The organism is Azospirillum sp. OGB3 (assembly GCF_014192915.1).
Classification (GTDB): domain Bacteria; phylum Pseudomonadota; class Alphaproteobacteria; order Azospirillales; family Azospirillaceae; genus Azospirillum.
In genome coordinates this window covers 56,340-79,924 of record NZ_JACHYN010000010.1, presented here as the reverse complement: position 1 = coordinate 79,924, position 23,585 = coordinate 56,340, and the positions used below count along the sequence as shown (strand labels likewise).

The window sequence follows — 23,585 nt, the reverse complement described above, 5'->3', positions numbered from 1 at the left end:
CGTATCGCCACGCGCCCCCCTCACCGGCTCTCAGCGGATGCCAGAGGCATCCGCCTGCCGCCGCAGTGCTGGCTTTCAGCCAGAGGGGAGAGGGCTATCAGGCTCTACGCCTCCACCCCGCGCTCGCGCAGGTAGGCGCCCAGCTTGGTGTCCACGCCCAGGATGTGGCCCGACAGCCATTTGGCGAGGAAGCCCAGCACGAAGGCGCCCTTCTCCCCACCCGCGTCCAGCGCGCTGTTCACGTCGTGCAGCTGGCGGACGAAGCTGTCGTGCAGCGCCTTGTGGGCGGCGTAGTCGGGATAGCCGTGCTCGCGCATCAGCGTCTCTTCCCGGTCGAAATGGGTGTCGGTGTAGTCGAGCAGGTCCCTCAGCACGTCCTGGATCTCGCTGTCGGCGCGGAACTCGTTCACCGCGGTGACGAATTCGTTGAACAGCTCGAACAGGCGCTTGTGGTCGGCGTCGATCACGGCGTTCCCGACGCCGAAGCCGTCCTGCCACGCCATCGTTTCCCAACGCGGATCGGCAAGATTCGGCTTCATCGTCTTCGGCTGCGTTGTGTTTAATTGCATGATGTTTCCCCCTTCAGGAAACATCCTTATAAGCCGCCGCCCACCCACGGCCGGGGCGACAGATAGTCACACGCACAGTATGGTTATAGGATTGCCGGTCAGTTCATCTGCGCCAGAGGCAGGTTGACCAGCAGGTTCTGCGGCTTGAGGCGCAGCTTGCGGTCGGCGGTCATCGCCAGGGCCAGATAGACCGGCCGCCCGGCGATGTCGGCGCGCATGGCCGCGGGGTCGGCGAACTCCAGCCGGAACAGCGACAGGATGCGGGCCAGCCGCTCCTCCCCCACCTCGGCCCCGTTGTAGAGGTCGTTGAGGATCGCCGTGGCCTCACCGTCCAGCCCGACATGCCAGACCCAGCGGTCGTCGCTGATCCGCTGCACCGGATGGATCGACACCGCCACCCCCAGGAAGTGCTTCACCCAGCCCTCCAGGACGCGGCACAGCGCATCCAGCCCGGCCGCGGCGAAGGTCACGTCCAGCACGGTGTCGTGCCGCGAATCGCGCTCCCAGTAGCGGGGGTGGTTGGTCTCGTCGAGGATGTCGAGATCGACGGAGCGCGGGGCGGTCCCCGCCTCCACCACCAGCCGGCCCAGGCTGCCGAAGCCGCCGGTCGCGGCCAGCATCTCCACCGTCTCGCTGTCGGCCAGCCGGACGCGCCCGTCGTCCACCGACACGGTCTGGGGCCGGAAGAACAGCTCCCCCGCCCGCGCCCGCAGGCCCGACGGCGTGCCGTCCAGCAGGTTGCGCAGGACCACATGAGCCATCTGGTCGATGAACAGCCCCGGCACGCCCCGCGCGCCCTCGCGGAACAGGCGGAGGTAGCAGCCCTCGACCGTGCCGGCGGCGAGCAGCCGGTCGCGGAAGCCCAGCCAGACCGCCCAGTTCTCGCGCGCGTCCGCGTCGGCCAGCGCCTCCACCATGCCCGGCGGAACGGGGCGGGCGGGATCGTCGAGCAGGCCGGCGAACAGCGTGTGCTCGGTCTCGCAGGCGTCCTCGGGCGGGCGCATCTCCGGCCGCATCAGATAGGCGCGCAGAAAGTCCGGCGTGACCGCCAGCCAACCGTCGGCGTCGCGCGTCAGCAGATGGAAACCGGACTCTTTCCAGAAATCGGACATGGAAGGCAGACCCTTGAACAGAAAAGCGGTCGCAAAGCGTCCCTCATGTGGGCGCGCGGGCGCCCATACCAAGGACCTAGCACAGCCCGGCTTACGGATGCCCGACTTACAGATGCCCGACTTACAGATGGAGGGCCGCCAGGAAGGCGTCGACGTCGGCCCACACCCGGTCGCGGATGTCGTCGCGCTCCATCAGCAGCTCGTGCTTGGCCTCGGGATGCTCCTTCAGCACGGCGTTGCCCAGCCGGGCGGCGGCCAGCCGGTGCGATTCCGAGCGGACGACGGCGTCGGCCGGGGCGCTCAGCAGCAGGATCGGCGTCGTCACCCGCTCCAGCGGCGCGGTGAAGCGGATGTGATCGGCGGCGCGCAGGGCCGCCCGCACCCAGCCGAAGCTGACCCCGCCCACCCGCAGCTCGGGCCGGTCGCGGAAGGCGTCGTGGTAGGTGGCGTAGCGGCGGGGGTCGGAGGTGATCGGGTTGACGGGGGTGAACAGCCCCTCCACCGGGTCGTAATCGTGCTGGCCGAAGGCGTATTCGGCGGCCCGCCCGCGGGCGCACAGGCGTTCGGCCAGCCAGACCGCCATGCGGCGCGGCACCGGGCCGGTGAAGATGTCGAACATCGGCGCCGTCAGCACCGCCGCGTCGCACAGGGCCGGGTTGCGCAGCAGGGCCATCAGGGCGACCAGCCCGCCCATGCTGTGGGCGACCAGCAGCAGCGGACCGCGCTGCCGCGGCCTCACCAGCCGCTCCACCACCTCGTGCAGGTCGCCGGCCAGCGTGTCGAAGCTGTCCAGGTGATGGATTTGCCGGTTGGGCAGGGGCCGGTCGGACAGGCCCTGGTTGCGCCAGTCGAAGGCGAAGACCTCGAAGCCGCGGGCGAGCATCTCCCCCGCCGTCTCGGCGTATTTCTCGATGAACTCCGCGCGGCCGGTCAGCAGCAGCGCGGTGCCGCGCGGGGTGGCGGCGGCGGCCGTCCAATGGGCGGTGCGCAGCCGGGTCCCGTCCGCCATCGTCATCCAGCCGAATCGTGGCTCAACACCCAGATCCGCCACGCTCACGGCCATTCCTGCGCTCTCCCTCGCTGACGGGACGATTGAAGCATCAACGCACCGGGCGGGTCCAGCGTCCGGCGGCCATCCGCCGGCCACCCGGTGGCCATTTGATGGAACCCCCGTCCTTCCACGGGTGTTGTCGAGGTCCAATGGGAGGTACATTCGAATGCACATGGCGCGTACAATGTCCATGGCGCTCTGCGCCCTGTCCCTGACCCTGTCCCCCATGGCCGCCCAGGCCCAGCCCTCCTCCAAATCGCAAAGCCCCAAGGACGCGTCGGTGCCACCGATCACCGTGGAGCGCACGGACGAAGGCGAGCCGGTGATCGTCCATGAGGGCGAGGCGTCCTTCTACGGCGGCTCGTTCCACGGCAAGAAGACGGCCAGCGGCGAGCGATTCGATCAGAACAAGCCGACCGCCGCCTCGCGCGAGCTGCCGCTGGGCAGCAAGGTCACCGTGACCAACCAGGACAACGGCAAGAGCATCGACGTCATCGTCAACGACCGCGGCCCCTATGTGGACGGGCGGGTCATCGACCTGTCGAAGAAGGCCGCCAAGCAGCTCGACATGATCGAGGACGGGGTGGCTCCGGTCCGCGTCGAGGCCAAGCCATCCGAACAGCCGACCGAGGCCGTGAAGGAGAAGGTCGAGGCCAAGGCCGAGAAGGCCGACCAGACGCAAGTGGCGGAACAGCCCGGTTCCCAGAAGAAGGGCAGCGGCGCCGCTCTCTCAGGATCGTCCAAGGCCGACCAGCAGAGCGGTTCGGGGTCCGACCGCTAAGCCCCCTCGCGCGGCGGACGGCCGGACCGGCCGGACCGGCCGGCGCGCTGCCCTCGGTCGAAAGCGGCCAGCAGCGCGCCCAGCCCGTCCGAGGCCGCGTGGCGCGACCACAGGAAGGGGCGCAGCATGTTGCGGGTGCCGAAGCCGTGCACATGCACCGTGCGGCGCCCCAGCGCCTGCAGCCCCTCCCGCGCCACGTCCAGCGGATCGGCGGCCCCCGGCAGCGCGTTCAGGGCAAAGCCGGCGCGCTTGCCGAAGGCGGTGCGGGTGGCGCCGGGGCACAGCACCAGCACATCCACCGGCTTGCGCTTCAGCTCCGTCGCCAGCGCCTCGCCATAGGCCAGGACGAAGCTCTTGCTGGCGCAGTAGGTGCCGAGGAAGGGGATCGGCTGGAAGGCCGCCGTGCTCGACAGCAGGATCAGCCCGGCCCGCCGGCCGTCGCGGGCCGCCCGCTCGATCATCCCGGGCAGCAGCGCGCGGGTCAGCACCGTGGTCGCCACCACGTTCAACTCCACCGTCGTCCGCTCCGCCTCCGGGCTGTTGTCGAGCACCGGCCCGAAGGCGCCGGACCCGGCGTTGTTGATGAGCAGGTCGATCTCCAGCGTCTCCGCCTTCTGGATCAGGGCGTTCCGCCCCGCGTCGGTGGTCAGGTCGGTGGCCAGCACCTCCACCCGGCGGCCGGCGGCCTCCAGCTCCGTCTTGGCGGTGTTGAGGGCCTCGGCGTTGCGGGCGGCCAGCAGGAGGCCGGTGTCGGCGGACAGGGCGCGGGCGAAGCCGGCGCCGATGCCGGAGGTGCCGCCGGTGACCAGCGCGAAGCGGTGGAGCATGGGTCGGATTCCGTCGCGGTTCAGGGAGATGAGAGGTGACGGTTGGCCGCGGCGGCGCGAAGTCAAGCCGTCCGCCCCCGAGTCGCCGCGCATTCCGCGCTGCAGCAGGGCGAATTGTCAGTACACATATTAACCGGCCCCATCCCGCTCTTTTACTGTCACGGTTCTGAAATCGGCGGGTTACCGAAAATAGGCGGAGCGTCTCGACTGCCTCCTCTTTCGAAAGAGGTTAGCGGTTTTTTCACATTTTCAGGCGAGTCGTGTTGCCATCACGTGGTTGCAGTGCATATATCGCGTTGCACCATACGTGTTGTCGCACCGCTTGGCCGGTGCTTGTTGAAAAGGAACCGCGGTATGGATGATGTTCGCCAAGTCCTGAAGGACAACGAGGGCCACTGCATCGAGGATTTGACCGTCGGCATGACGGCGTCCTTCGCGAAGACGGTTACCGAGGCGGACATCGTGCTGTTCGCCGGCATCTCCGGCGACACCAACCCGGTCCATCTGAACCAGGAATACGCCAGCGGCACCATGTTCCAGGGCCGCATCGCCCACGGCATGCTGAGCGTCAGCTTCATCTCCGCCGTTCTGGGCACCAAGCTGCCGGGTCCGGGCGCCATCTACATGAGCCAGACCGTGCGCTTCAAGGCGCCGGTCCGCGCCGGCGACACGGTGACCGCCCGCGCCACCGTCACCGAGATCATCCCGGAGAAGCGCCGCGCCGTCGTCCGCACGGTCTGCACCGTCGGCGAGACGGTGGTGATCGAGGGCGAGGCCCTGCTGATGGTCCCGTCGCGCGGCTGATCCCGCCACGCGCTTGAGGCGGGCGAGCCTTTAACAGGTGAAATGACTTGCCGGTCGCCGGTGCGTAGACCACGCGCCGGCTCCGGTCTATATAAGACGCCCATGGCATGGCCCGCCCCGGCGGGCCGCCATCGTTTTCGGGGGCCGTCCGCGGCCCGCAGACCATCAGGGCGTGACGCATGCGATTGTTCCGACACACCGCCGACCTGCCGGAGGACGCCCGCGGGGCCGTCGTCGCCCTTGGCAACTTCGACGGGGTGCACCGCGGCCATCAGGCGGTGATCGCCACCGCCCAGCGGATCGCCCGCGATCTCGGCGCGCCCTCGGCGGTGATGACCTTCGAGCCGCACCCCCGCTCGGTCTTCCGCCCCGACGACGCCCCCTTCCGCCTGTCGCCCTTCCGCGTCAAGGCCCGCCACATCGAAGCGCTGGGGGTCGACCTGCTGTTCGTCTGCCATTTCGACGAGAGCTTCCTGCACAAGAGCGCCGACGCCTTCATCCAGGAGGATCTGGTGGCCGGGCTGGGCGTGCGGCACGTCGTCTGCGGCTACGACTTCCTGTTCGGCCACGGCCGCGGCGGCGACCCCGCCCTGCTGCGCCAGGCCGGCGCGGCCCACGGCTTCGGCGTGACCGAGGTCGGGCCGGTGGCCGACGACGCGGTGGCCGACAAAGCCAGGGGCGTCTATTCCTCCACCCGCGTGCGCGACGCGCTGGTCGCCGGCAACCCGCGCGAGGCCGCCCGGCTGCTCGGCGCCCCCTGGGAGATCGAGGGGCGCGTGGAGCATGGCGACCACAAGGGCCGCACCATCGGCTTCCCCACCGCCAACGTCGAGCTGGCCGACTATCTGCGCCCCGCCTTCGGCGTCTACGCGGTGCGCACCGGCGTGGACCAGGGGGCGGGCACGGTCTGGCGCGACGGCGTCGCCAACCTGGGCCGCCGCCCGACCGTGGGCGGAACGGTGGAGCGGCTGGAGACCCACATCCTCGACTTCGACGGCGACCTCTACGGCCAGCATCTGCGCGTGCAGCTCATCGAGTTCCTGCGGCCGGAGCGCAAGTTCGGCAGCTTCAACGAGCTGAAGGACCAGATCGTCCAGGACGCCGCCGCCGCCCGCACCGTTCTGGCCCAAGAACCGCGGTCGGAAGGCTGAGCGACGATGGACCGCGTGATCCTCCTGCTCTTCATCCTGAACCAGGGCGGCCCGACCACCATCGAGTTCCAGACGATGGAGCAGTGCAAGGCCGCCGAGCCCGCCATCGTCCAGGCCTACCGCGAAATGACCGGCAACCCGGTGCTGACCCGCTGCATCACGCTGGCGCTGCCGGAGAAGTGAGTCCATATGGACCGCCCGCGGCGTTCCAGGGTAACCTGACGCACGGTTTCCACCGGGAGGGTCCCATGCCCGACGGCCGCCTCTACGACACCGACTGGTACGCCTGGACCCTGGAACAGGCCGCAGCCCTTCGTCGGATGGCGGAGACTCGCGTCAACTCCGAGTTGGATCTGGAGAATCTGGCGGAGGAGGTCGAGAGCTTGGGCCGCAGCCAGGAAAACGCGCTGGTCAGCGCCCTCACCCACGTCATCGAACATCTGTTGAAGCTGGAGCACTCGCCCGCCCAGGCGCCACGCAACAAATGGATGCTCAGCGTCGTGGAGCAGCGCGGCCGGGCGGTCTACGCGCTGGAGGACAGCGGCACCCTGGCGCGCAAGGCGCCCGATCTTCTCCCCAAGGCGTGGAAGCAGGGGCACCGGCTGGCGGCCAAGGCCCTGGAGCTGTTCGACGGCGTGGCGCCCGAAGCCCTTCCCACCGATTGCCCCTACAGCCTCGCCCAGATTCTGGAGGATGACTTCATCCCGGCCAACCGGCACGGGCTGGGCTGACCGGCAAGGTCCGGCCATTGCGATTCGCACGCCGGGGGGCTACACACGGGACAGTTTGAGCCTCCCTGGGAGCCGTTAGGCCATGACCACCGCCGCTTTGCCCGACCGGGCTACCATCGCCGCCACCGCCGCGAAGATCCTGCTGGAAATCAAGGCGCTGCATTTCAACGCCGAGACGCCCTTCATCTTCACCTCCGGCTGGGCGAGCCCGGTCTACACCGACTGCCGGCGCATCGTGTCCTTCCCGCGCGCCCGCAAGGCTCTGATGGACTTCGCCGTCCAGACCATCGAGCGCGAGATCGGCTACGAGAGCATCGACGCGGTGGCCGGCGGCGAGACGGCGGGCATCCCCTTCGCCGCCTGGATCGCCGAGCGGCTGGAACTGCCCATGCAGTATGTCCGCAAGAAGCCGAAGGGCTTCGGACGCAACGCCCAGATCGAGGGCGTGCTGACCGAGGGGCAGCGGGTCATCCTGGTCGAGGACCTCGCCACCGACGGCAAGAGCAAGGAGAACTTCGTCACGGCGCTGCGCAACGGCGGGGCCACCGTGACCGACAGCTTCGTGATCTTCCATTACGGCATCTTCCCGCAGTCGAAGACCAACATGGACCGCATCGGCGTCCGCCTGCACGAGCTGTGCACCTGGTGGGACGTGCTGAAGGTCGCCCGCGAGAACCGGTACTTCGACGAGAACACCCTGTCGGAGGTCGAGAAGTTCCTGAACGACCCGGTCACCTGGTCTGCCGCCCATGGTGGCAAGGCCAGCTTCGACTGACGCCGCCCGGAGGCGCCGCGCCTTGACCGCACCGCCCACACCGCTAATATCCCGCGCGATGCTGCATCCGGCGTGGGTCATGGCGCGTATGGCGCGAATTACCAACCCGGCCTCCTGAGGGGGGCCGGGACCGCCTCGTTTGTGCGTGCGTCGGGGGCCTGACCGCTGCCGCCCGACGGTTCTGCTTCAGGTTCAGGATATCCCCGACATGACCCGCGACTACAAGTCCACCGTCTTCCTGCCCCGCACCGACTTCCCCATGCGCGGCGGCCTGCCCACCAAGGAGCCGGAGCTGCTGAAGCGCTGGGAGGACATGGGCCTCTTCCAGCGGCTGCGCGAGACGGCGAAGGGCCGCGAGAAGTTCGTCCTGCACGACGGCCCGCCCTACGCCAACGGCAACATCCACATCGGCCACGCCGTCAACAAGGTGCTGAAGGACGTCATCGTCCGCTCGCGCCAGATGCAGGGCTTCGACGCCAACTACGTCCCCGGCTGGGACTGCCACGGCCTGCCCATCGAGTGGAAGATCGAGGAGAAGTACCGCGCCGAGGGCAAGGACAAGGACGAGGTTCCGCTCAACCAGTTCCGCGCCGAGTGCCGCCAGTTCGCCCAGAAGTGGGTGGACGTGCAGGCTGGCGAGTTCCGCCGTCTGGGTGTCGAGGGCAACTGGGCCGACCCGTACCTGACCATGACCCTGCCCGCCGAGGCGCAGATCGTCCGCGAGATCCACAAGTTCGCCATGAACGGCGGCCTCTACAAGGGCGCCAAGCCGGTCATGTGGTCGGTGGTGGAGAAGACCGCGCTGGCCGAGGCGGAGATCGAATACCACGACCACACCTCGACCACCGTCTTCGCGCGCTTCGCCATCTGGGGCTCGCCCGCGCCGGAGGTCGACGACGCCAACATCGTCATCTGGACGACCACCCCCTGGACCCTGCCGGGCAACCGCGCCATCGCCTTCGGCGACGAGATCGAATACGCGACCTACAAGGTCCTTGAGGTCGAGGAGGGCAGCCTCGCCGAGGTCGGTGAGCGTCTCGTCGTCGCCACCGCGCTGGCCGAGAGCGTCTTCAAGGAAACCAAGATCAAGGACGCGCGGCTGCTGCACCGTTTCCCCGGCTCGCGTCTGGCCGGCGGCTACTGCCACCACCCGCTGACCCGCAGCGGCTACGACTTCAAGGTGCCTCTGCTGGCCGGCGACTTCGTCACCACCGACGCCGGCACCGGCTTCGTCCACATCGCCCCGGGCCACGGCGAGGACGACTTCCACCTGGGTCAGGCCAACGGCATCGAGGTGCCGCAGACGGTCGGCGAGGATGGGCGCTACTACGACCACGTCCCGCTGTTCGCCGGCCTGCGCGTCTACACCGCCGAAGGCAAGCCGGGCGAGGCCAACGGCGCGGTGCTGAAGGCCTTCGCGGAGGTCGGGGCGCTGCTCGCCAAGGGCCGCATCAAGCACAGCTACCCGCATTCCTGGCGGTCGAAGGCCCCGCTGATCTTCCGCGCCACGCCGCAGTGGTTCATCTCCATGGAGACGAACGACCTGCGCAAGACGGCGCTGCAGGCGATCGCCGACACGACGTGGTTCCCGGCCCAGGGCGAGAACCGCATCCGCGCGATGATCGAGCAGCGCCCGGACTGGTGCATCAGCCGCCAGCGCGCCTGGGGCGTGCCGATCGCCCTGTTCGTCCGCAAGGACAACGGCGCCATCCTGCGCGACGCCGATGTGTTCAACCGCATCGCCGACATCTTCGAGAAGGAAGGCTCCGACGCGTGGTTCGCCCGCCCGGCGCAGGACTTCCTCGGCAACGCCTACCGCGCCGACGATTACGAGCAGGTCAGGGACATCGTCGACGTGTGGTTCGAGTCCGGCTCGACCCACGCCTTCGTGCTGGAGCAGCGGCCCGAGTTGAAGTGGCCGGCCTCGCTCTATCTTGAAGGTTCCGACCAGCATCGCGGCTGGTTCCACTCCTCCTTGCTGGAGAGCTGCGGCACGCGCGGCCGCGCGCCCTACGACGCGGTGCTGACGCACGGCTTCACGCTCGACGAGCAGGGCCGCAAGATGTCCAAGTCGCTGGGCAACGTGGTGGCCCCGCAGGAGGTCTGCGACAAGTACGGCGCCGACATCCTGCGCCTCTGGGTGGTCAGCACCGACTACACCGAGGACCAGCGCATCGGGCCTGAGATCATCAAGTATCAGGCCGACCATTACCGCCGCCTGCGCAACACGCTGCGCTACATCCTCGGCGCGCTGGCCGACTACACCCCGGCGGAGCGCATCGCCGTCTCCGAGATGCCGGAGCTGGAGCGCTGGGTCCTGCACCGCCTGTCGGAGCTGGACGCGCTGGTCCACGCCAAGATCGAGGCCTACGACTTCCACGACCTGTCGGTGGCGATCCACAATTTCTGCGCCGTGGAGCTGTCGGCCTTCTACTTCGACGTCCGCAAGGACAGCCTCTACTGCGACGCGCCGGGCTCGGTCCGCCGCCGCTCGGTCCGCACGGTGATGGAGCATCTGCTCTCCACCCTGACCGCGTGGCTGGCCCCGATCCTCTGCTTCACCGCGGAGGAGGCGTGGCTCGCCCGTCCCGAGGGCCTGACCGGCACCGAGGGCTGGAGCGAGGAGAGCGTCCATCTGCGCGTCTTCCCGGCCATCCCGGCGGAGTGGCGCAACGACGATCTTGCCGCCAGGTGGGAGTCCATCCGCACCGTCCGCCGCACCGTCACCGGCGCGCTGGAGCTGGAGCGGGCCAACAAGAAGATCGGCTCGTCGCTCCAGGCCAACCCGACCGTCTTCGTGGACGCGGCGACCAAGACGCTGCTCGACGGCGTGGACTTCGCCGAGATCTGCATCACCTCGCAGATCACCGTGGCGGAGGGCACGGCGCCCGAGGGAGCGTTCGTGCTGCCCGACGTGGCCGGCATCGCGGTGGTGCCCGGACTCGCCGAAGGGGGCAAGTGCGAGCGCTGCTGGAAGATCCTTCCGGAGGTCGGCACGAACGCCGCACACCCGACGCTGTGCCTCCGTTGCGCCGAAGCCGTGGACGCGGAACCGGCGTTCTGATTGGGTGCCCCCACCCTATCCCTCCCCCGCTGGCCCTCCCCCGCTGGGCGAGGGAGGGAACCAGGGGCGCCCCATTCTCCCTCCCCCGCCCAGCGGGGGAGGGCCGGGGTGGGGGCACCGCGCTACAACTCTCCGGAGTCCAGAATGAGCAGCCTCTCCACGTCCGGCAGCCGCAGCCACACGGTCTTCGGCCTGTCCGTCGCCGCGCTGGTGGTGGTCCTCGACCAGTTCACCAAGTGGTGGATCCTCGACGTGGTCATGCAGCCCTATCCACGGGTCGTCGAGGTCACGCCCTTCTTCAATCTCGTGCTGGCCTGGAACACCGGGGTCAGCTTCGGCACCTTCGGCAGCTCCCACGCCTGGATGCCCTACGTGCTGGCCGCGGTGGCCTTCGCCATCGTGGTGGCGCTGCTGCTCTGGCTGCGGCAGGCCGACCGGCGCTACCTCGCGCTGGCGCTGGGCATGGTCATCGGCGGCGCCATCGGCAACGTGATCGACCGCTTCCTCTACGGGGCCGTCGCCGATTTCCTCGATTTCCACATCGGGGGGTGGCATTTCTGGGCCTTCAACGTGGCAGACAGCGGAATCAGCGTCGGCGTGGCGCTTCTCGTGCTGGATGGGCTGTTCGCGGGCCGCGAAAAGTCGTAATAGTTCACGCGACGGAGCCGCTATAAGGGACGCGGCCCGACGACAAGCGGCCTGACGACTAGACGACGGGACTCGAACGTGACCATGCTTTCCTTCGCCTCCTCCATCGCGCGGCGCTCCACCCGTTCCCTGGGGCGGGGTCCGCTGCTGGGCTTGGCGCTCGTCGCGCTGGCGCTCACCGGATGCACCGACGTCCGCCGTTCCATCGGCCTCGACCGCACGAGCCCGGACGAGTTCACGGTCGTGTCCCGCGCGCCGCTGACCATGCCGCCCAGCCTCGCCCGCCTGCCGGAGCCGCGTCCCGGCGCGGCCCGCCCGCAGGACGCCACGTCGGCCGCTGTGGCCGCCGCCTCGGTCTTCGGCGGCTCCTCCTCCCGCGCCACGGCGGCCACCGCCGCTGCCGGACACACGGCGGGCGAGTCGGCGCTGATCGCCCAGGCCGGCGCCAAGAGCGGCATCGAGCCGGGCATCCGCAACAAGGTCGACCAGGAGACGACCCAGCTCGTCGTCGCCGACAAGAGCTGGATCGACTCCCTTCTGTTCTGGCAGACGCAGCAGCAGCCCTACGAGATCGTCGATCCGAAGAAGGAGAACCAGCGCCTGCGCGAGGCCCAGGCCACCGGCAAGGCGCTGAACGACGGTACCGTCCCGACCATCGAGCGCAAGCGCCGGGCGCCGCTGGAAGGGCTGTTCTAAGCCGCCTCCGGAGCCCCAATTCAGGGCCCCAATTCAGGGCATTGTTCCGGGCGGCTCGCCGCACCAGTATCTAGGGGGGCGTTCCCGGACGGGGACGCCCCCTTTGCATTCCCGTTCCCCCGCTGCCAACGAGAGGCCCATGCTCCCCAACGGCCCCACCGCTCCCCCACCCTGGAAACGGCCCTGGCGCCGGCTCGCCGCCGCGGGCGTCCTGGCCATCGCCCTGACCGGCGCCCTGGCCGGCGCCATCCCCGCGGCCATCACGCCGGCCTTCGCCGCCGAGAAGGGCGTCTTCTTCCCGGAGACCTTCACCCTGTCCAACGGCATGCAGGTCGTGCTGGTGACCAACCAGCGCGTGCCGGTGGTCACCCACATGGTCTGGTACAAGGTGGGCGCGGCCGACGAGCCGCGCGGCGTGTCGGGCATCGCCCATTTCCTGGAACACCTGATGTTCAAGGGGACGGAGGAGGTTCCGCCCGGCGCCTTCTCCCGCATCGTCGCCAAGAACGGCGGGCGCGACAACGCCTTCACCTCCTGGGACTACACGGCCTATTTCCAGAACGTGGCGCGCGACCGGCTGGAGCTGGTGATGAAGATGGAGGCCGACCGCATGTCGAACCTCCGCCTCACCGATCAGCTCGTCTACCCGGAGCGGGACGTCATCATCGAGGAGCGCCGCCAGCGCATCGAGAACGAGCCCGCCGACCGCATCGGCGAGCAGATCAACGCCACCCTCTACGTCCACCACCCCTACGGCACGCCGATCATCGGCTGGCCGCAGGAGATGGCCACCCTGACGCGGGAGGAGGCGGAGTCCTTCTACAAGAGCTGGTACGCGCCCAACAACGCCGTCTTGGTGGTGTCCGGCGACGTGACGGCGGAGGAGCTGAAGCCGCTCGCCGAGAAATACTACGGCGTCATCCCCACCCGCCCGGTGCCCGAGCGCGTCCGCGTGCAGGAGCCGCCGATCAGCGCCGCCCGCCGGGTCATCCTGCGCGACGACGAGGTGCGCCAGCCCTCGATCCGCCGGAATTGGCTCGCTCCCTCCTACCGCACCGACAAGGAGGGCTACGCCTACCCGCTCCAGGTGCTGTCGGAGATCATGAGCGGCGGCCCGACCTCCCGTCTCTACCGCAGCCTCGTCGTCGACCAGCGCATCGCCACCTCCGCCTGGCTGGGCTACAGCCCGTCGTCCTGGGACATGACCTCGCTGGCGGCGGGCGCCTCGCCGGCCCCCGGCGTGACCATGGAGACGCTGGAAGCGGCGCTGGAGGCCGACATCCGGACGCTCGTCGAGAAGGGTGTGACCGAGGAGGAGGTGGCCACCGCCAAGAAGCGCATGCTGGCCGAGGCCGCCTATGCCCGCGACAGCCTGACCGGTCCGGCCCAGACGCTGGGCGCCGCCATCGCCACCGGCCAGAGCATTGATGACGTGGAGAACTGGCCGGTGCGCATCGACGCGGTGACCGCCGATCAGGTCAACGCCGCCGCCCGCGCCGTTCTGGGCCAGACCAACCACGTCACCGGCCTTCTGCTGCCGCTCCAGGACAAGGGAAGCTGAGATGACCGTCCTATCCAAGCGCCTCATGTCCAAGCGCGTCTTCGGCGCCTGTCTTTTCCTCTTCGCCTTCGCCATCACCACCCCCGCCGCCACATCCGCCTGGGCCATCGAGATCAAGCGGGTGGTCAGCCCCGGCGGGATCGAGGCGTGGCTGGTCGAGGACCACAAGGTCCCCATCATCGCCCTGGAATGGGCCTTCGAAGGGGCCGGGGCATCCGACCCCAAGGGCAAGGATGGCCTCGCCAACCTCGCCGCCCGCACGCTGGACGAGGGCGCCGGCCCCTATGACAGCCAGGCCTTCGCCGCGCGGCTCCAGGACAACGCCATCGCGCTGGGCTACGACGCCGGGCGCGACGGCTTCGGCGGCAGCCTGCGCACGCTGAGCGACCGCCGCGACGAGGCGTTCGAACTGACCCGCCTGTCGCTGGCCGAGCCGCGCTTCGACGCGGAGGCGGTGGAGCGCATGCGCGCCGCCGTGCTGTCCAGCCTGCGCCGCGACCAGGCCGATCCCAACTACGTCGGGCGGCGGCTGTTCTACTCCACCGCCTACCCCGGCCATCCCTACGGGGACGAGATCCGCGGCACGCTGGAGTCGCTGCCGACGATCACCCCGGACGACCTGCGCGGCTTCGTGAAGACCGGCTTCGGGCGCGACCGGCTGGTCGTCGCCGCGGCGGGCGACATCACGCCGGAGGATCTGGGGCGCGCGCTCGACCACGTGTTCGGCGGCCTGCCGGCCACCTCCGCGAACGCCGCCATCCCCGACGTCGAGCCGAAGGGGCTGGGCGAAACGCTGGTGGCCACCCGCCCGACCGCGCAGACCGTCATGCTGATGGGCCAGACCGGGCTCAAGCGCGCCGACCCCGACTGGTACGCGGCGACCGTGATGAACTACATCCTGGGCGGCGGCGGCTTCGGCTCCCGCCTGATGGAGGAGGTTCGGGAGAAGCGCGGCCTCAGCTACGGCGTCTACAGCTACCTGATCCCGATGGACCATTCCGCGCTGGTGATGGCCGGCGGCAACACGGTGAACGCCAAGGCCGGGCAGGCGCTGGACATCATGCGCCAGGAATGGAAGCGCATGGCCGACGAGGGCGTGACGGAGGAGGAACTGGCCGACGCCAAGACCTACCTCACCGGCAGCTTCCCGCTGCAGCTCAGCAGCACGCAGGCCATCGCGCGCATCCTTCTCCAGGTCAAGCGCGACGATCTGGGCATCGACTATCTCGACCGCCGCGACGCCTTCATCAACGGCGTCACCCAGGCCGACGTGCAGCGCGTGGCGAAGCGCCTGCTCGATCCCAACCGGCTGCTGACCGTGCTGGTCGGCCGTCCGGAAGGCGTGACCGCGACGCGGACGATCGACGGGGGAAGCTGAGGAACGTTGTTGCGGTGAGCCCCCCTCCCGACCTCCCCCCGCTTCGCAGGGGGAGGAGAAAAGCCCTCCCCTGCGAAAGCGGGGGAGGGTTGGGTGGGAGCCCATCGTAGCCACGCTCCCTTACGCCAGATCCGGCTGGCTTCCCGGAAAGCGCGGATCACCGGGGTCGATGGGGCGGCCCGGCACCTTGCCGGGGATGATTCCCACCTGATCGGGCCGCTCGTCCTCGCGGCGTTCCTCCTCTTCTGGAACCGGGGCCGCCGGAACCGGCGGATTCTGCGCGGGCTTGTTCGGATCGCTCATGGTCACCTCCTGTCCCGAAAAGAACACAGGGCGGCGGTTGCCGGTTTCATCCACCGCCCCGCATAGTCCGCTCACCTTAGACCGCTTCACCTAGACCTTTGTGCACGTTGGATGCGCCGCTTTGGCGCGTACCCGCCGCGCACCGATCGGTGCTAGGCTCCGCGCACGCGAGAAGGAGGCAAAATCCCAATGTCAGCGCTCACCCGTTCGCCCGCCTGGGAAGCCCTGGCCCGTCACCGCCAGGACGTTTCGACCCTCCACATGCGCGACCTGTTCGCCGCCGACGCCGACCGCTTCAACCGCTTCTCCCTGGAAGCCTGCGGCCTGCTGTTCGATTATTCGAAGAATCGCATCACCGAGGAGACCCGGACCCTTCTGCTCGACCTCGCCCGCCAGCAGGACGTGGAGGGCTGGCGCGACCGCATGCTCGCCGGAGAGCGGATCAACATCACCGAGGACCGCGCCGTCCTGCACACCGCGCTGCGCAACCGCTCCAACCGCCCCGTGCTGGTGGATGGCCAGGACGTGATGCCGGAGGTGAACGACGTCCTGCACCGTATGGAGCGCTTCGTCCGGCAGGTCCGCGACGGCGCCTGGACCGGCTACACCGGCCACCCGATCACCGACATCGTCAACATCGGCATCGGCGGCTCCGACCTCGGCCCGGTGATGGTGACGGAGGCGCTGACCCCCTACCTGCACCCGCAGATCGGCGTGCATTTCGTCTCCAACGTGGACGGAACGCACATCAGCGAGACGCTGGAGTGGCTGGACCCGGAGACGACGCTGTTCGTCATCGCGTCCAAGACCTTCACCACCCAGGAGACGCTGACCAACGCCCACACCGCGCGGCGCTGGTTCCTGGAGAGCGCCGGCGACCCCGCCCACGTCGCCAAGCATTTCGTCGCCGTCTCCACCAACGAGGCGGAGGTGCGCAAGTTCGGCATCGACCCGGCGAACATGTTCGGCTTCTGGGACTGGGTCGGCGGGCGCTATTCGCTGTGGTCGGCGATCGGGCTGTCCATCGCGCTCGGCATCGGCATGGACCGCTTCTACGAGCTGCTGGCCGGCGCCCACGACATGGACGAGCATTTCCGCACCGCGCCGCTGGACCGCAACATGCCGGTGCTGATGGCGATGCTCGGCGTCTGGTACGTCAATTTCTGGGGCGCCAAGTCCCACGCTGTGCTGCCCTACGACCAGTATCTGCACCGCTTCCCCGCCTATCTCCAGCAGTTGGACATGGAGAGCAACGGCAAGACGGTGGACCGGCAGGGCGCGCGGGTGGATTACGCCACCGGCCCGGTGGTCTTCGGCGAGCCCGGAACCAACGGCCAGCACGCCTTCTACCAGCTCATCCACCAGGGGACGGAGCTGGTGCCCGCCGACTTCCTGGCCCCGGCGGAAACCCACAACCCGATCGGCGACCATCACCGCATCCTGCTGTCGAACTTCTTCGCCCAGCCGGAAGCCCTGATGCGCGGGAAGACCGCCGACGAGGTGCGCGCCGAGATGGCCAAGTCCGGCAAGCCGGCCGAGGCCGTCGAGCCGCTGGTCCCCCACCGCGTGTTCGAAGGCAACAAGCCGTCCAACAGCATCCTGTTCAAGAAGCTCGACCCGCGCACGCTGGGCGCCCTGATCGCGCTGTACGAGCACAAGGTGTTTGTCCAGGGCATCGTGTGGGCCATCAACAGCTTCGACCAGTGGGGCGTGGAGCTGGGCAAGCAGCTGGCCGGCAAGATCCTGCCCGAACTCCAGAACGGCCCGACCGCCGCGCTGGGGCACGACGGCTCGACCAACGGGCTGATCGGCTGGTACCGGAAGAACCGCTGAGCCACCGCTCCCCCGTCCCGTCGGCGGGGGAGCTTTCTTTCCAAACTGATCTCACCCTGACGGGATAAGGGCAGGGGCGGAATAAGGTCGGGGCGGGATCAAGTCACGTTGGATGAACAATGCGGCGTCCATCCGGCCGCCGTGCCCACCCGTCCGCCAATTTGGTGCAATCGCTTGTAGCGCCAGCAATCCTCCGCCGCCACGCTTTTCCGGACCGCTTCGGAATTCCCCGTGCGTGTGGAGATACTGATGCCCATCCTGAAATTTATCGAGGTCAACGCTGCCAAAGTCATTCTCGCGGAAGCGAAGCCGAAGAACGTCACCTTCGGCAACAGCAGCGGCAAGCTGAACATTGGCATCGGCGTCGATTTCGAAAAAGAGTTCATCGAGAAGCTTCAGGACGACCCCCTATCCTGGCAGAAACTCCAGGACGCCGCATCCTCTGCCTATAAGAATTTCATCACCGAAGCGGTCGCCGAAGTCACGAAGGCGGACAAGGTGGTCGGAAAGCTGGTCGGCGATCCCACCATGCAGAAGGCCGCGGTGGACGTCTGCGCCGCCGCCCTCAAGATGAAGGCGTCCAACCTGCCCAAGGAGGTGGACGCCAACGTCAAGAAGGCGTGGGAGGAGATCGTCAAGACCAACAAGGACTACAGCAAGTACAAGTGGCGGGCTGCCGTCCATGTCGGCCTTCAGATCGGCGGCGTGGCGATCTCCGCCGCCGGTATCGGTGGCGCCGTGGCGACCGGCGGCGTGTCCGCGGTCATCGGCCTCTACAGCCTGATCAAGGGTTGCATCGGACTGGTCAAGGATTTGGGCAAGCTCTGGCTGACCGCCGAGAAGTTCCGCGTGGCGATCAACGGGCAGGTCACCAAACTCGTCAAGGCTTACAACGCGAAGAAGTCGCTCACGCGGAACAGCTCCGACTCCGCGGGTGAGGTCATCAACGCGATCTTCGGGACGGAATTCGCCACGATCGGGAAGTGCCGCAAAGACGTCAAGCAGTATATCAGCAAGCTGGACGGCGTGGACGTGAAGTCTCACGAGATTTCACGGGAACTTGGCAGGGCAATGTCCACTCTCGACAAGGCCATGAGGGACATCAAAGCCGTCGCCAAGAACAACAAGGAGCTGGCCGCCGCACTGCCCAAGCTGGAAGCTCAAATCAACGATTTAATCGTCAAGATTGTCGAAAAGCAGGAGATGATCAAGGAAGGGCGCGATTGGGCGAAGCAGATGGACGAGGCGCTGGAACTGCTGGAGAAGGGAAAGCCGGGCTGGCTGAAGGTCTTCGACAAGTCGCTCGTTCTGCTCGATCTTGGACTGTCCTTCAACGACCTCTCCGGTCAGGCCGACAAGGTTCTGGAGATCGCCTGGGGCGCCGCCCAGGCCGCCGAGCAGCTGTACGACGACATCAACGAGGCGGTCGCCTGACGTCGCCATGACCGAGGCGCCGGGCGACGCTCCCGCAGGAAATCCTTGTGCGGTGCGGCGATCCGGCGTAGGGTGCAGGCCATGAACCCCGTGCGCCTCACCTCTCCCGCCCTCCTGGGGCGATTTTGGTACCGCTGGTACACACCGGCGGCCTAGGTATCGCACACCCACGATGCACCCAAAGCCGCCCGACCCGAGGCGGCTTTTGTGTTTCCAGCACGCGGTGCACGCAAAATCCTCCTGACGGTCACGGCGGCCTCCCTTATCAACCGGAGGTCCCATCATGTCCGATTTCGATTTCGACGTCGTCACCGGCCCGTCCCGCGCCAGTTGCCCCGCCACCCCCAGCGAACCGGAAACGCAGGAGGACGGCCACCCCGCCGACAAGACCGGCCCGGCGTGACCGCCCCGTCCCTGGAACCATCCCGCCCTTCCCGCCCCGCCATGGCGGTACGGGACGGCGGGGCGGTCCATACGCAAGAACGTCCGCCGCTTACGGCAGCGTGACCGGCGCGGCGGTGGCGAAGCCGAGCTGGCCCAGCTGCGCGTCGAAGAAGTAATTGTAGGCCAGCAGCAGGTTGATGCCCGTGTTGACGAAGGCGATGTCACCGTCCGGCAGAACCGGTTCCAGAGACGCCGGGGCCGCCGCGGTGGACAGCGCGGCGTCGATGGCGAAGATGCCCTTGACCGGAGCCGCGCTCGAAACGGCGAAGCTGTAGGTCATCACCGGTTCCGCGTCGGGGCTGGACCCGTTCGGCACGGCGATGGTGATTTCCGCTCCGCCGAGATTGGCCGTCCACGTTTTCACCTGCGGAACGCTCATCATCGCGCCGGTGACGCCGCTGTCGAGCAGCAGGGTGGCCTTGAGCGGCAACGCGTCGTTGACCGTGCTGATGGTGATGGTCGCCGGACCGGTCAGCCAATAGGGCTGGGCCGGCGCCGCCGGCCAGGAGGTTCCCGACGCCGGGGCGCAGTTGCAGCCGTTGGTGACGTTCGGCGTGACCGGCGGCTTGACCGAGGTCAGCGCGACGGTCTGGCCGTTGAAGGGGGCGGCCGTGAACTCGGCGGTCGTGACGCCCAGCGTTATGTAGCCGCTCGGCCCGCTCCCCGCCGAGGACAGCAGGTAGGAAGGGTAGAGCGGCTGGCCGCCCACCGACGCCGACAGGAACGGGTTGCTCAGCGTGTAGACCACCTGATCGGATTGACCGGCGTTCGCGGTGTAGCTCAGCGCCGGGCGGCCGAAGCCGACGCCCATCATCCCCATGCCCGGATCGACCGGGTTCTGGACGCCGGGCGTGCCGGTGTTGCCGGCATATTGCGCGCCGAAGACCACCAGCGGCCCGGCCTCGCAGACGGAAACGACCTGCTTCGAGTCGTTCAGCGACGCGCCGATCGTCAGGCTGGGCACGAGATAGAGGCAACCGGCCAGCGTGTTGCCCGACGGGTGATAGGTGATCTGCGCCGGCCCGAGCGACACAACGCCCGCGGCCAGCCCCTTCGACGTGTCGCCGTCGACCATCAGCAACGTTGCGGGGATGACGATGCCGGTCGAACCGGTGTCGACCTGCACCTCGTGCAGCAGGCCACTCGGCGTGCCGATGGTGACGTTGAGGGAGTTGCTGTAGCCCTGCAGGTTGAAGGGCTGCCGGACCACCGGGATGTCGACTGGCGCGGCGTAGATGGCGGGGGTATCGGACATGGACTGCTCCCACAACAAATCGGATGGAGCAGCACATTTCCTCGGATCAAAGCAATATTCAAACATCTCATCAATAGACATGCATTTGTGTTCTTATGACACTCTCAGGACAAAGCAAGCGAACGCCAATAGTGATTGGTGATTTTTATTTTCACGGACCCCATTGACGTTTCGTCCTTCAATTTATTACCCCGACAAAAGAAGCGGGCTGGACACGCGCCATCCGACCGGTCGCTTCCGCCGCATGGACAACCGATCCCGCCCCCGGCATCATCGCTCACCACCTCGGGATGCATCCCGAAGGCCGCACCATCGAAAAGTGGGGGGAAGCGCGCATGTCCATCACCGATGTCACCAGCAGCACGCCCGCCGCTTTCGGCGCCAGCGCCAAGCCGGCTCCGGCAAAGGGACACGATGCCGCCACGTCGGGAACCGCCGCGCCCACGAGCGGCCGCAACGGCACGGTGGACACGGTCAGCCTGTCTCCCGACGCGGTCCGGGCCATGAAGGCCGGGATCATCTCCTTCGCGGCGCCAAAGGCCGACGAGACGACGGCGAAGGACCCGGTGGCGGCGCGCATGGAAACCATGCTCGCCCGCCGCGACTACGATCTCAAGCAGGCCGACTACATGCGGGAGGCGATGGGCATGCTGCGCCAGACGCTCAACCTGCCCGAGGACCAGCCCATTGTCCTGGGTGGCGCTGCGCATGGCCTGCTGGACAAGCTGGCGGCGAAGAACGGCCTCAGCAAACCCGAGATGCCGGACGCGCTGCGCGTTGCCGGGGTGAAGGACCCGTTCGCTGAGGATGCCGACGCCGAGGCCGGCCTGATCGGCATCGGCATGCCCAACAGCGGCAAGGAATTGCAGATCGTCTTCGACCGGCTCGGCCTTGCCAGCCGGTCCGCCAAGACGGACGATCCGCTGCACATGATCGCGCTGAAGGATGGAAACGACCACAGCGGCCCGCTGCTCAGCGCCGTCAGGGGAGGAACGCTGGGACGCCTCAGCGACACCCGGCCGGGTCAGGGCGCCAGCCTGTGGGCGGTGACCGGCGGGGGTGAGGGACAGAATGCCCGCGTCCTCGCCTCCGTCCGCTCGGTCGGCATGGACGACACCGCCACCGACATGGCCGCCGGCCTGCTGAACGGGTTGACGGAGCTGTTCGCCGGAGCCTGAGGACCGCCGCATCCGGTTGCCGCGCACGCCCCCGCTCATGGTGGCATTCCCGGCGTGACCCTACTATATTTGGCGCATGCCGATCCGTATGCTGCCCGACACGCTCGTCAACCGCATCGCCGCCGGCGAGGTGATCGAGCGGCCCGCCGCCGCCGTCAAGGAACTGGTGGAGAACGCCATCGATGCCGGGGCCACCCGCATCGACGTGGTGGTGCGCGACGGCGGGAAGTCGCTCATCACGATCACCGACGACGGCTGCGGCATGGGGCCGGACGAGCTGGCGCTCGCCGTGGAGCGGCACGCCACCTCCAAGCTGCCGTCCGACGACCTGCTGGACATCCGCTCCTTGGGCTTCCGCGGGGAGGCGCTGCCCTCCATCGGGGCGGTCAGCCGCCTGACCCTGACCAGCCGTCCGCGCGGCGCCGACAGCGCCTGGGCGCTGACCGTGGACGCAGGCCTGAAGGGCGCGCCGCAACCCGCCGCGCTGGCCCAGGGCACCCGCGTCGAGGTGCGCGACCTGTTCGCCGCCGTTCCCGCCCGGCTCAAGTTCCTGAAGGCCGCCCGGACCGAGTTCGACCACATCGGCGACTGCATCGAACGGCTCGCCATGGCCCATCCCGGCGTGGCCTTCACGCTGGATGGCGACAACCGCTCGACGCTGCGCCTGTCGGCGGCGCAGGGCGACCTGCTCGACGCCCGGCTGACCCGGCTGGGCGCCCTGATGGGCCGCGACTTCCAGGACAACGCCGTGCCGGTGCAGGCGGCGCGCGAGGGGGTGACGCTCGCCGGCTGGATCGGCCTGCCCACCCTGCACCGCCCCACCGCCCGCCATCAGCATCTGTTCGTCAACGGCCGCCCGGTGCGGGACAAGCTGATGGTCGGCGCGGTGCGGGCGGCCTACGCCGATTTCCTGCCGCGCGACCGCCACCCCATGCTGGCTCTGTTCCTCGAGCTCGACCCGCAGGAGGTGGACGTGAACGTCCATCCCGCCAAGGCGGAGGTGCGGTTCCGCGACCAGGGCCTGGTGCGCGGGCTGATCGTCGGCGCGTTGAAGCACGCGCTGGCCGAGGCCGGGCACCGCGCCTCGACCACCGTGGGGCTGGCGACGCTGGGCGCGCTGCGCCCGGAGAGCGGGGTGGACACCGACGGAACCATCCCGCCGCCCTCCCCCCTGCCCTACCGCAGCCCGGGGCACCAGCCGGCGCAGTCCTGGGGCGGAAGCTACGGCTCCGTCGTGCCGCGCGGGCTGGCCGACCGGGCGAGCGCCTTCCAGGCGCCCCATCAGGCGCCGCTGCCCCCCTTGCAGGGCCGCCTCGCCGGCTGGCAGGCGGCTCCCGCCGCGCGCCCGCCGGACTACGCGGCGCAGGCCGCCGCCGTTCCGCCGCTGGACAGCCACCCGCTGGGGGCGGCCCGCGCCCAGGTCCACAACACCTACATCGTCGCCCAGACCACCGAGGGCATCGTCATCGTCGACCAGCACGCCGCCCACGAGCGGCTGGTCTATGAGCGGATGAAGGCTGCCCTTCTGGAAGGCGGCGTGAAGCGGCAGGCCCTGCTGATCCCCGAGCTGGTGGAGCTGGACGAGCCGTCCGCCAACCGCCTTCTGGGCCGCGCCGCAGAACTGGCGGAGCTGGGCCTTGTGGTCGAAGGCTTCGGCCCGGGCTGCGTCCTGGTGCGCGAGGTCCCGGCCCTGCTGGGGCAGAGCGACGTCAAGAGCCTCGTCCGCGACCTCGCCGAGGAGTTGGCGGAGCTGGGTGACGCGCTTTCGTTGAAGGAGCGTCTGGAGCATGTGTGCGGCACCATGGCCTGTCACGGCTCCGTCCGCGCCGGGCGCAGCTTGAGCGTGGAGGAGATGAACGCCCTGCTGCGCCAGATGGAGGCTACCCCCCACAGCGGCCAGTGCAACCACGGCCGCCCCACCTACGTGGAACTGAAGCTGTCCGACATCGAACGGCTGTTCGGGCGCCGGTGAATTTGCCGCCCGCCGGAC

General features: G+C 68.6%; 21 protein-coding genes. 15 read left to right on the top strand and 6 right to left on the bottom strand.

What is annotated here, in order from left to right:
* Positions 1–104: 104 nt before the first annotated feature.
* From FHW79_RS19555 to FHW79_RS19545, 3 genes are all read right to left on the bottom strand, one after another.
* The gene (locus tag FHW79_RS19555) at positions 105–569 is read right to left on the bottom strand and encodes a bacteriohemerythrin (protein WP_183180498.1); all 465 of its coding nucleotides are present in this window, start codon (positions 567–569) and stop codon (positions 105–107) included.
* Between the two features lie 98 nt (positions 570–667).
* On the bottom strand, positions 668–1,681 hold the full coding sequence (locus FHW79_RS19550; protein WP_183180497.1) for a DUF6352 family protein: 1,014 nt from the start codon (positions 1,679–1,681) through the stop codon (positions 668–670).
* 121 nt (positions 1,682–1,802) lie between these two features.
* On the bottom strand, positions 1,803–2,744 hold the full coding sequence (locus tag FHW79_RS19545) for an alpha/beta hydrolase (RefSeq protein ID WP_183180496.1): 942 nt from the start codon (positions 2,742–2,744) through the stop codon (positions 1,803–1,805).
* A 160-nt stretch (positions 2,745–2,904) separates the two neighbouring features.
* On the opposite strand from FHW79_RS19545, the gene FHW79_RS19540 reads away from it, so the two are divergent.
* On the top strand, positions 2,905–3,513 hold the full coding sequence (locus FHW79_RS19540; RefSeq protein ID WP_247884507.1) for a septal ring lytic transglycosylase RlpA family protein: 609 nt from the start codon (positions 2,905–2,907) through the stop codon (positions 3,511–3,513).
* Here the strand turns inward: FHW79_RS19540 and FHW79_RS19535 are convergent.
* Positions 3,510–4,340, bottom strand: coding sequence for an SDR family NAD(P)-dependent oxidoreductase (locus FHW79_RS19535; protein ID WP_183180494.1), 831 nt, complete (start codon positions 4,338–4,340; stop codon positions 3,510–3,512). The genes FHW79_RS19540 and FHW79_RS19535 overlap by 4 nt on opposite strands.
* Before the next feature lie 354 nt (positions 4,341–4,694).
* Between FHW79_RS19535 and FHW79_RS19530 the strand changes: the two genes are divergently transcribed.
* The 10 genes from FHW79_RS19530 (at position 4,695) to FHW79_RS19485 (ending at position 15,148) form a co-directional block, all read left to right on the top strand.
* Entirely contained in the window at positions 4,695–5,144 is a 450-nt protein-coding gene (locus FHW79_RS19530; RefSeq protein WP_014239679.1) for a MaoC family dehydratase, read from the top strand.
* A 179-nt stretch (positions 5,145–5,323) separates the two neighbouring features.
* A complete protein-coding gene (locus FHW79_RS19525; protein ID WP_183180493.1) occupies positions 5,324–6,295 on the top strand; it encodes a bifunctional riboflavin kinase/FAD synthetase in 972 nt (323 codons plus the stop codon).
* Positions 6,296–6,301: 6 nt separating this feature from the next.
* Positions 6,302–6,478, top strand: a complete 177-nt coding sequence (locus FHW79_RS19520; RefSeq protein ID WP_183180492.1) for a hypothetical protein — start codon at positions 6,302–6,304, stop codon at positions 6,476–6,478.
* A 65-nt stretch (positions 6,479–6,543) separates the two neighbouring features.
* Complete coding sequence (locus FHW79_RS19515; protein ID WP_183180491.1) at positions 6,544–7,026, top strand: DUF29 domain-containing protein; 483 nt, start codon at positions 6,544–6,546, stop codon at positions 7,024–7,026.
* A gap of 82 nt (positions 7,027–7,108) precedes the next feature.
* Positions 7,109–7,801: an orotate phosphoribosyltransferase gene (locus FHW79_RS19510; RefSeq protein ID WP_137115792.1), complete on the top strand. Its 693-nt coding sequence runs from the start codon at positions 7,109–7,111 to the stop codon at positions 7,799–7,801.
* Between the two features lie 208 nt (positions 7,802–8,009).
* On the top strand, positions 8,010–10,865 hold the full coding sequence (ileS, locus tag FHW79_RS19505; RefSeq protein WP_183180490.1) for an isoleucine--tRNA ligase: 2,856 nt from the start codon (positions 8,010–8,012) through the stop codon (positions 10,863–10,865).
* Positions 10,866–11,009: 144 nt separating this feature from the next.
* Positions 11,010–11,513 carry a signal peptidase II gene (gene lspA, locus FHW79_RS19500; protein WP_183180489.1) on the top strand — a complete coding sequence of 168 codons (504 nt, stop codon included), beginning with the start codon at positions 11,010–11,012 and terminating at the stop codon, positions 11,511–11,513.
* Between the two features lie 84 nt (positions 11,514–11,597).
* Positions 11,598–12,209, top strand: a complete 612-nt coding sequence (locus FHW79_RS19495; RefSeq protein ID WP_183180624.1) for a DUF3035 domain-containing protein — start codon at positions 11,598–11,600, stop codon at positions 12,207–12,209.
* 139 nt (positions 12,210–12,348) lie between these two features.
* Positions 12,349–13,770, top strand: a complete 1,422-nt coding sequence (locus FHW79_RS19490; RefSeq protein WP_183180488.1) for a pitrilysin family protein — start codon at positions 12,349–12,351, stop codon at positions 13,768–13,770.
* A gap of 1 nt (position 13,771) precedes the next feature.
* Positions 13,772–15,148: a pitrilysin family protein gene (locus FHW79_RS19485; protein ID WP_183180487.1), complete on the top strand. Its 1,377-nt coding sequence runs from the start codon at positions 13,772–13,774 to the stop codon at positions 15,146–15,148.
* A 120-nt stretch (positions 15,149–15,268) separates the two neighbouring features.
* Here FHW79_RS19485 and FHW79_RS19480 read toward each other — a convergent pair whose 3' ends face one another.
* Positions 15,269–15,451: a hypothetical protein gene (locus FHW79_RS19480; RefSeq protein WP_183180486.1), complete on the bottom strand. Its 183-nt coding sequence runs from the start codon at positions 15,449–15,451 to the stop codon at positions 15,269–15,271.
* A 189-nt stretch (positions 15,452–15,640) separates the two neighbouring features.
* Between FHW79_RS19480 and pgi the strand changes: the two genes are divergently transcribed.
* Both pgi and FHW79_RS19470 read left to right on the top strand, forming a co-directional pair.
* Complete coding sequence (pgi, locus tag FHW79_RS19475) at positions 15,641–17,284, top strand: glucose-6-phosphate isomerase (RefSeq protein WP_183180485.1); 1,644 nt, start codon at positions 15,641–15,643, stop codon at positions 17,282–17,284.
* A gap of 249 nt (positions 17,285–17,533) precedes the next feature.
* Positions 17,534–18,718, top strand: coding sequence for a hypothetical protein (locus FHW79_RS19470; protein ID WP_183180484.1), 1,185 nt, complete (start codon positions 17,534–17,536; stop codon positions 18,716–18,718).
* Between the two features lie 493 nt (positions 18,719–19,211).
* Here the strand turns inward: FHW79_RS19470 and FHW79_RS19465 are convergent, their stop codons facing one another.
* The gene (locus FHW79_RS19465) at positions 19,212–20,417 is read right to left on the bottom strand and encodes a hypothetical protein (protein ID WP_183180483.1); all 1,206 of its coding nucleotides are present in this window, start codon (positions 20,415–20,417) and stop codon (positions 19,212–19,214) included.
* A gap of 335 nt (positions 20,418–20,752) precedes the next feature.
* Between FHW79_RS19465 and FHW79_RS19460 the strand changes: the two genes are divergently transcribed.
* Positions 20,753–21,595 (top strand): hypothetical protein, encoded by an 843-nt coding sequence (locus FHW79_RS19460; RefSeq protein WP_183180482.1) that lies wholly within the window; start codon positions 20,753–20,755, stop codon positions 21,593–21,595.
* Positions 21,596–21,671: 76 nt separating this feature from the next.
* A complete protein-coding gene (gene mutL, locus FHW79_RS19455; RefSeq protein ID WP_183180481.1) occupies positions 21,672–23,567 on the top strand; it encodes a DNA mismatch repair endonuclease MutL in 1,896 nt (631 codons plus the stop codon).
* The last annotated feature ends 18 nt before the right edge of the window (positions 23,568–23,585 follow it).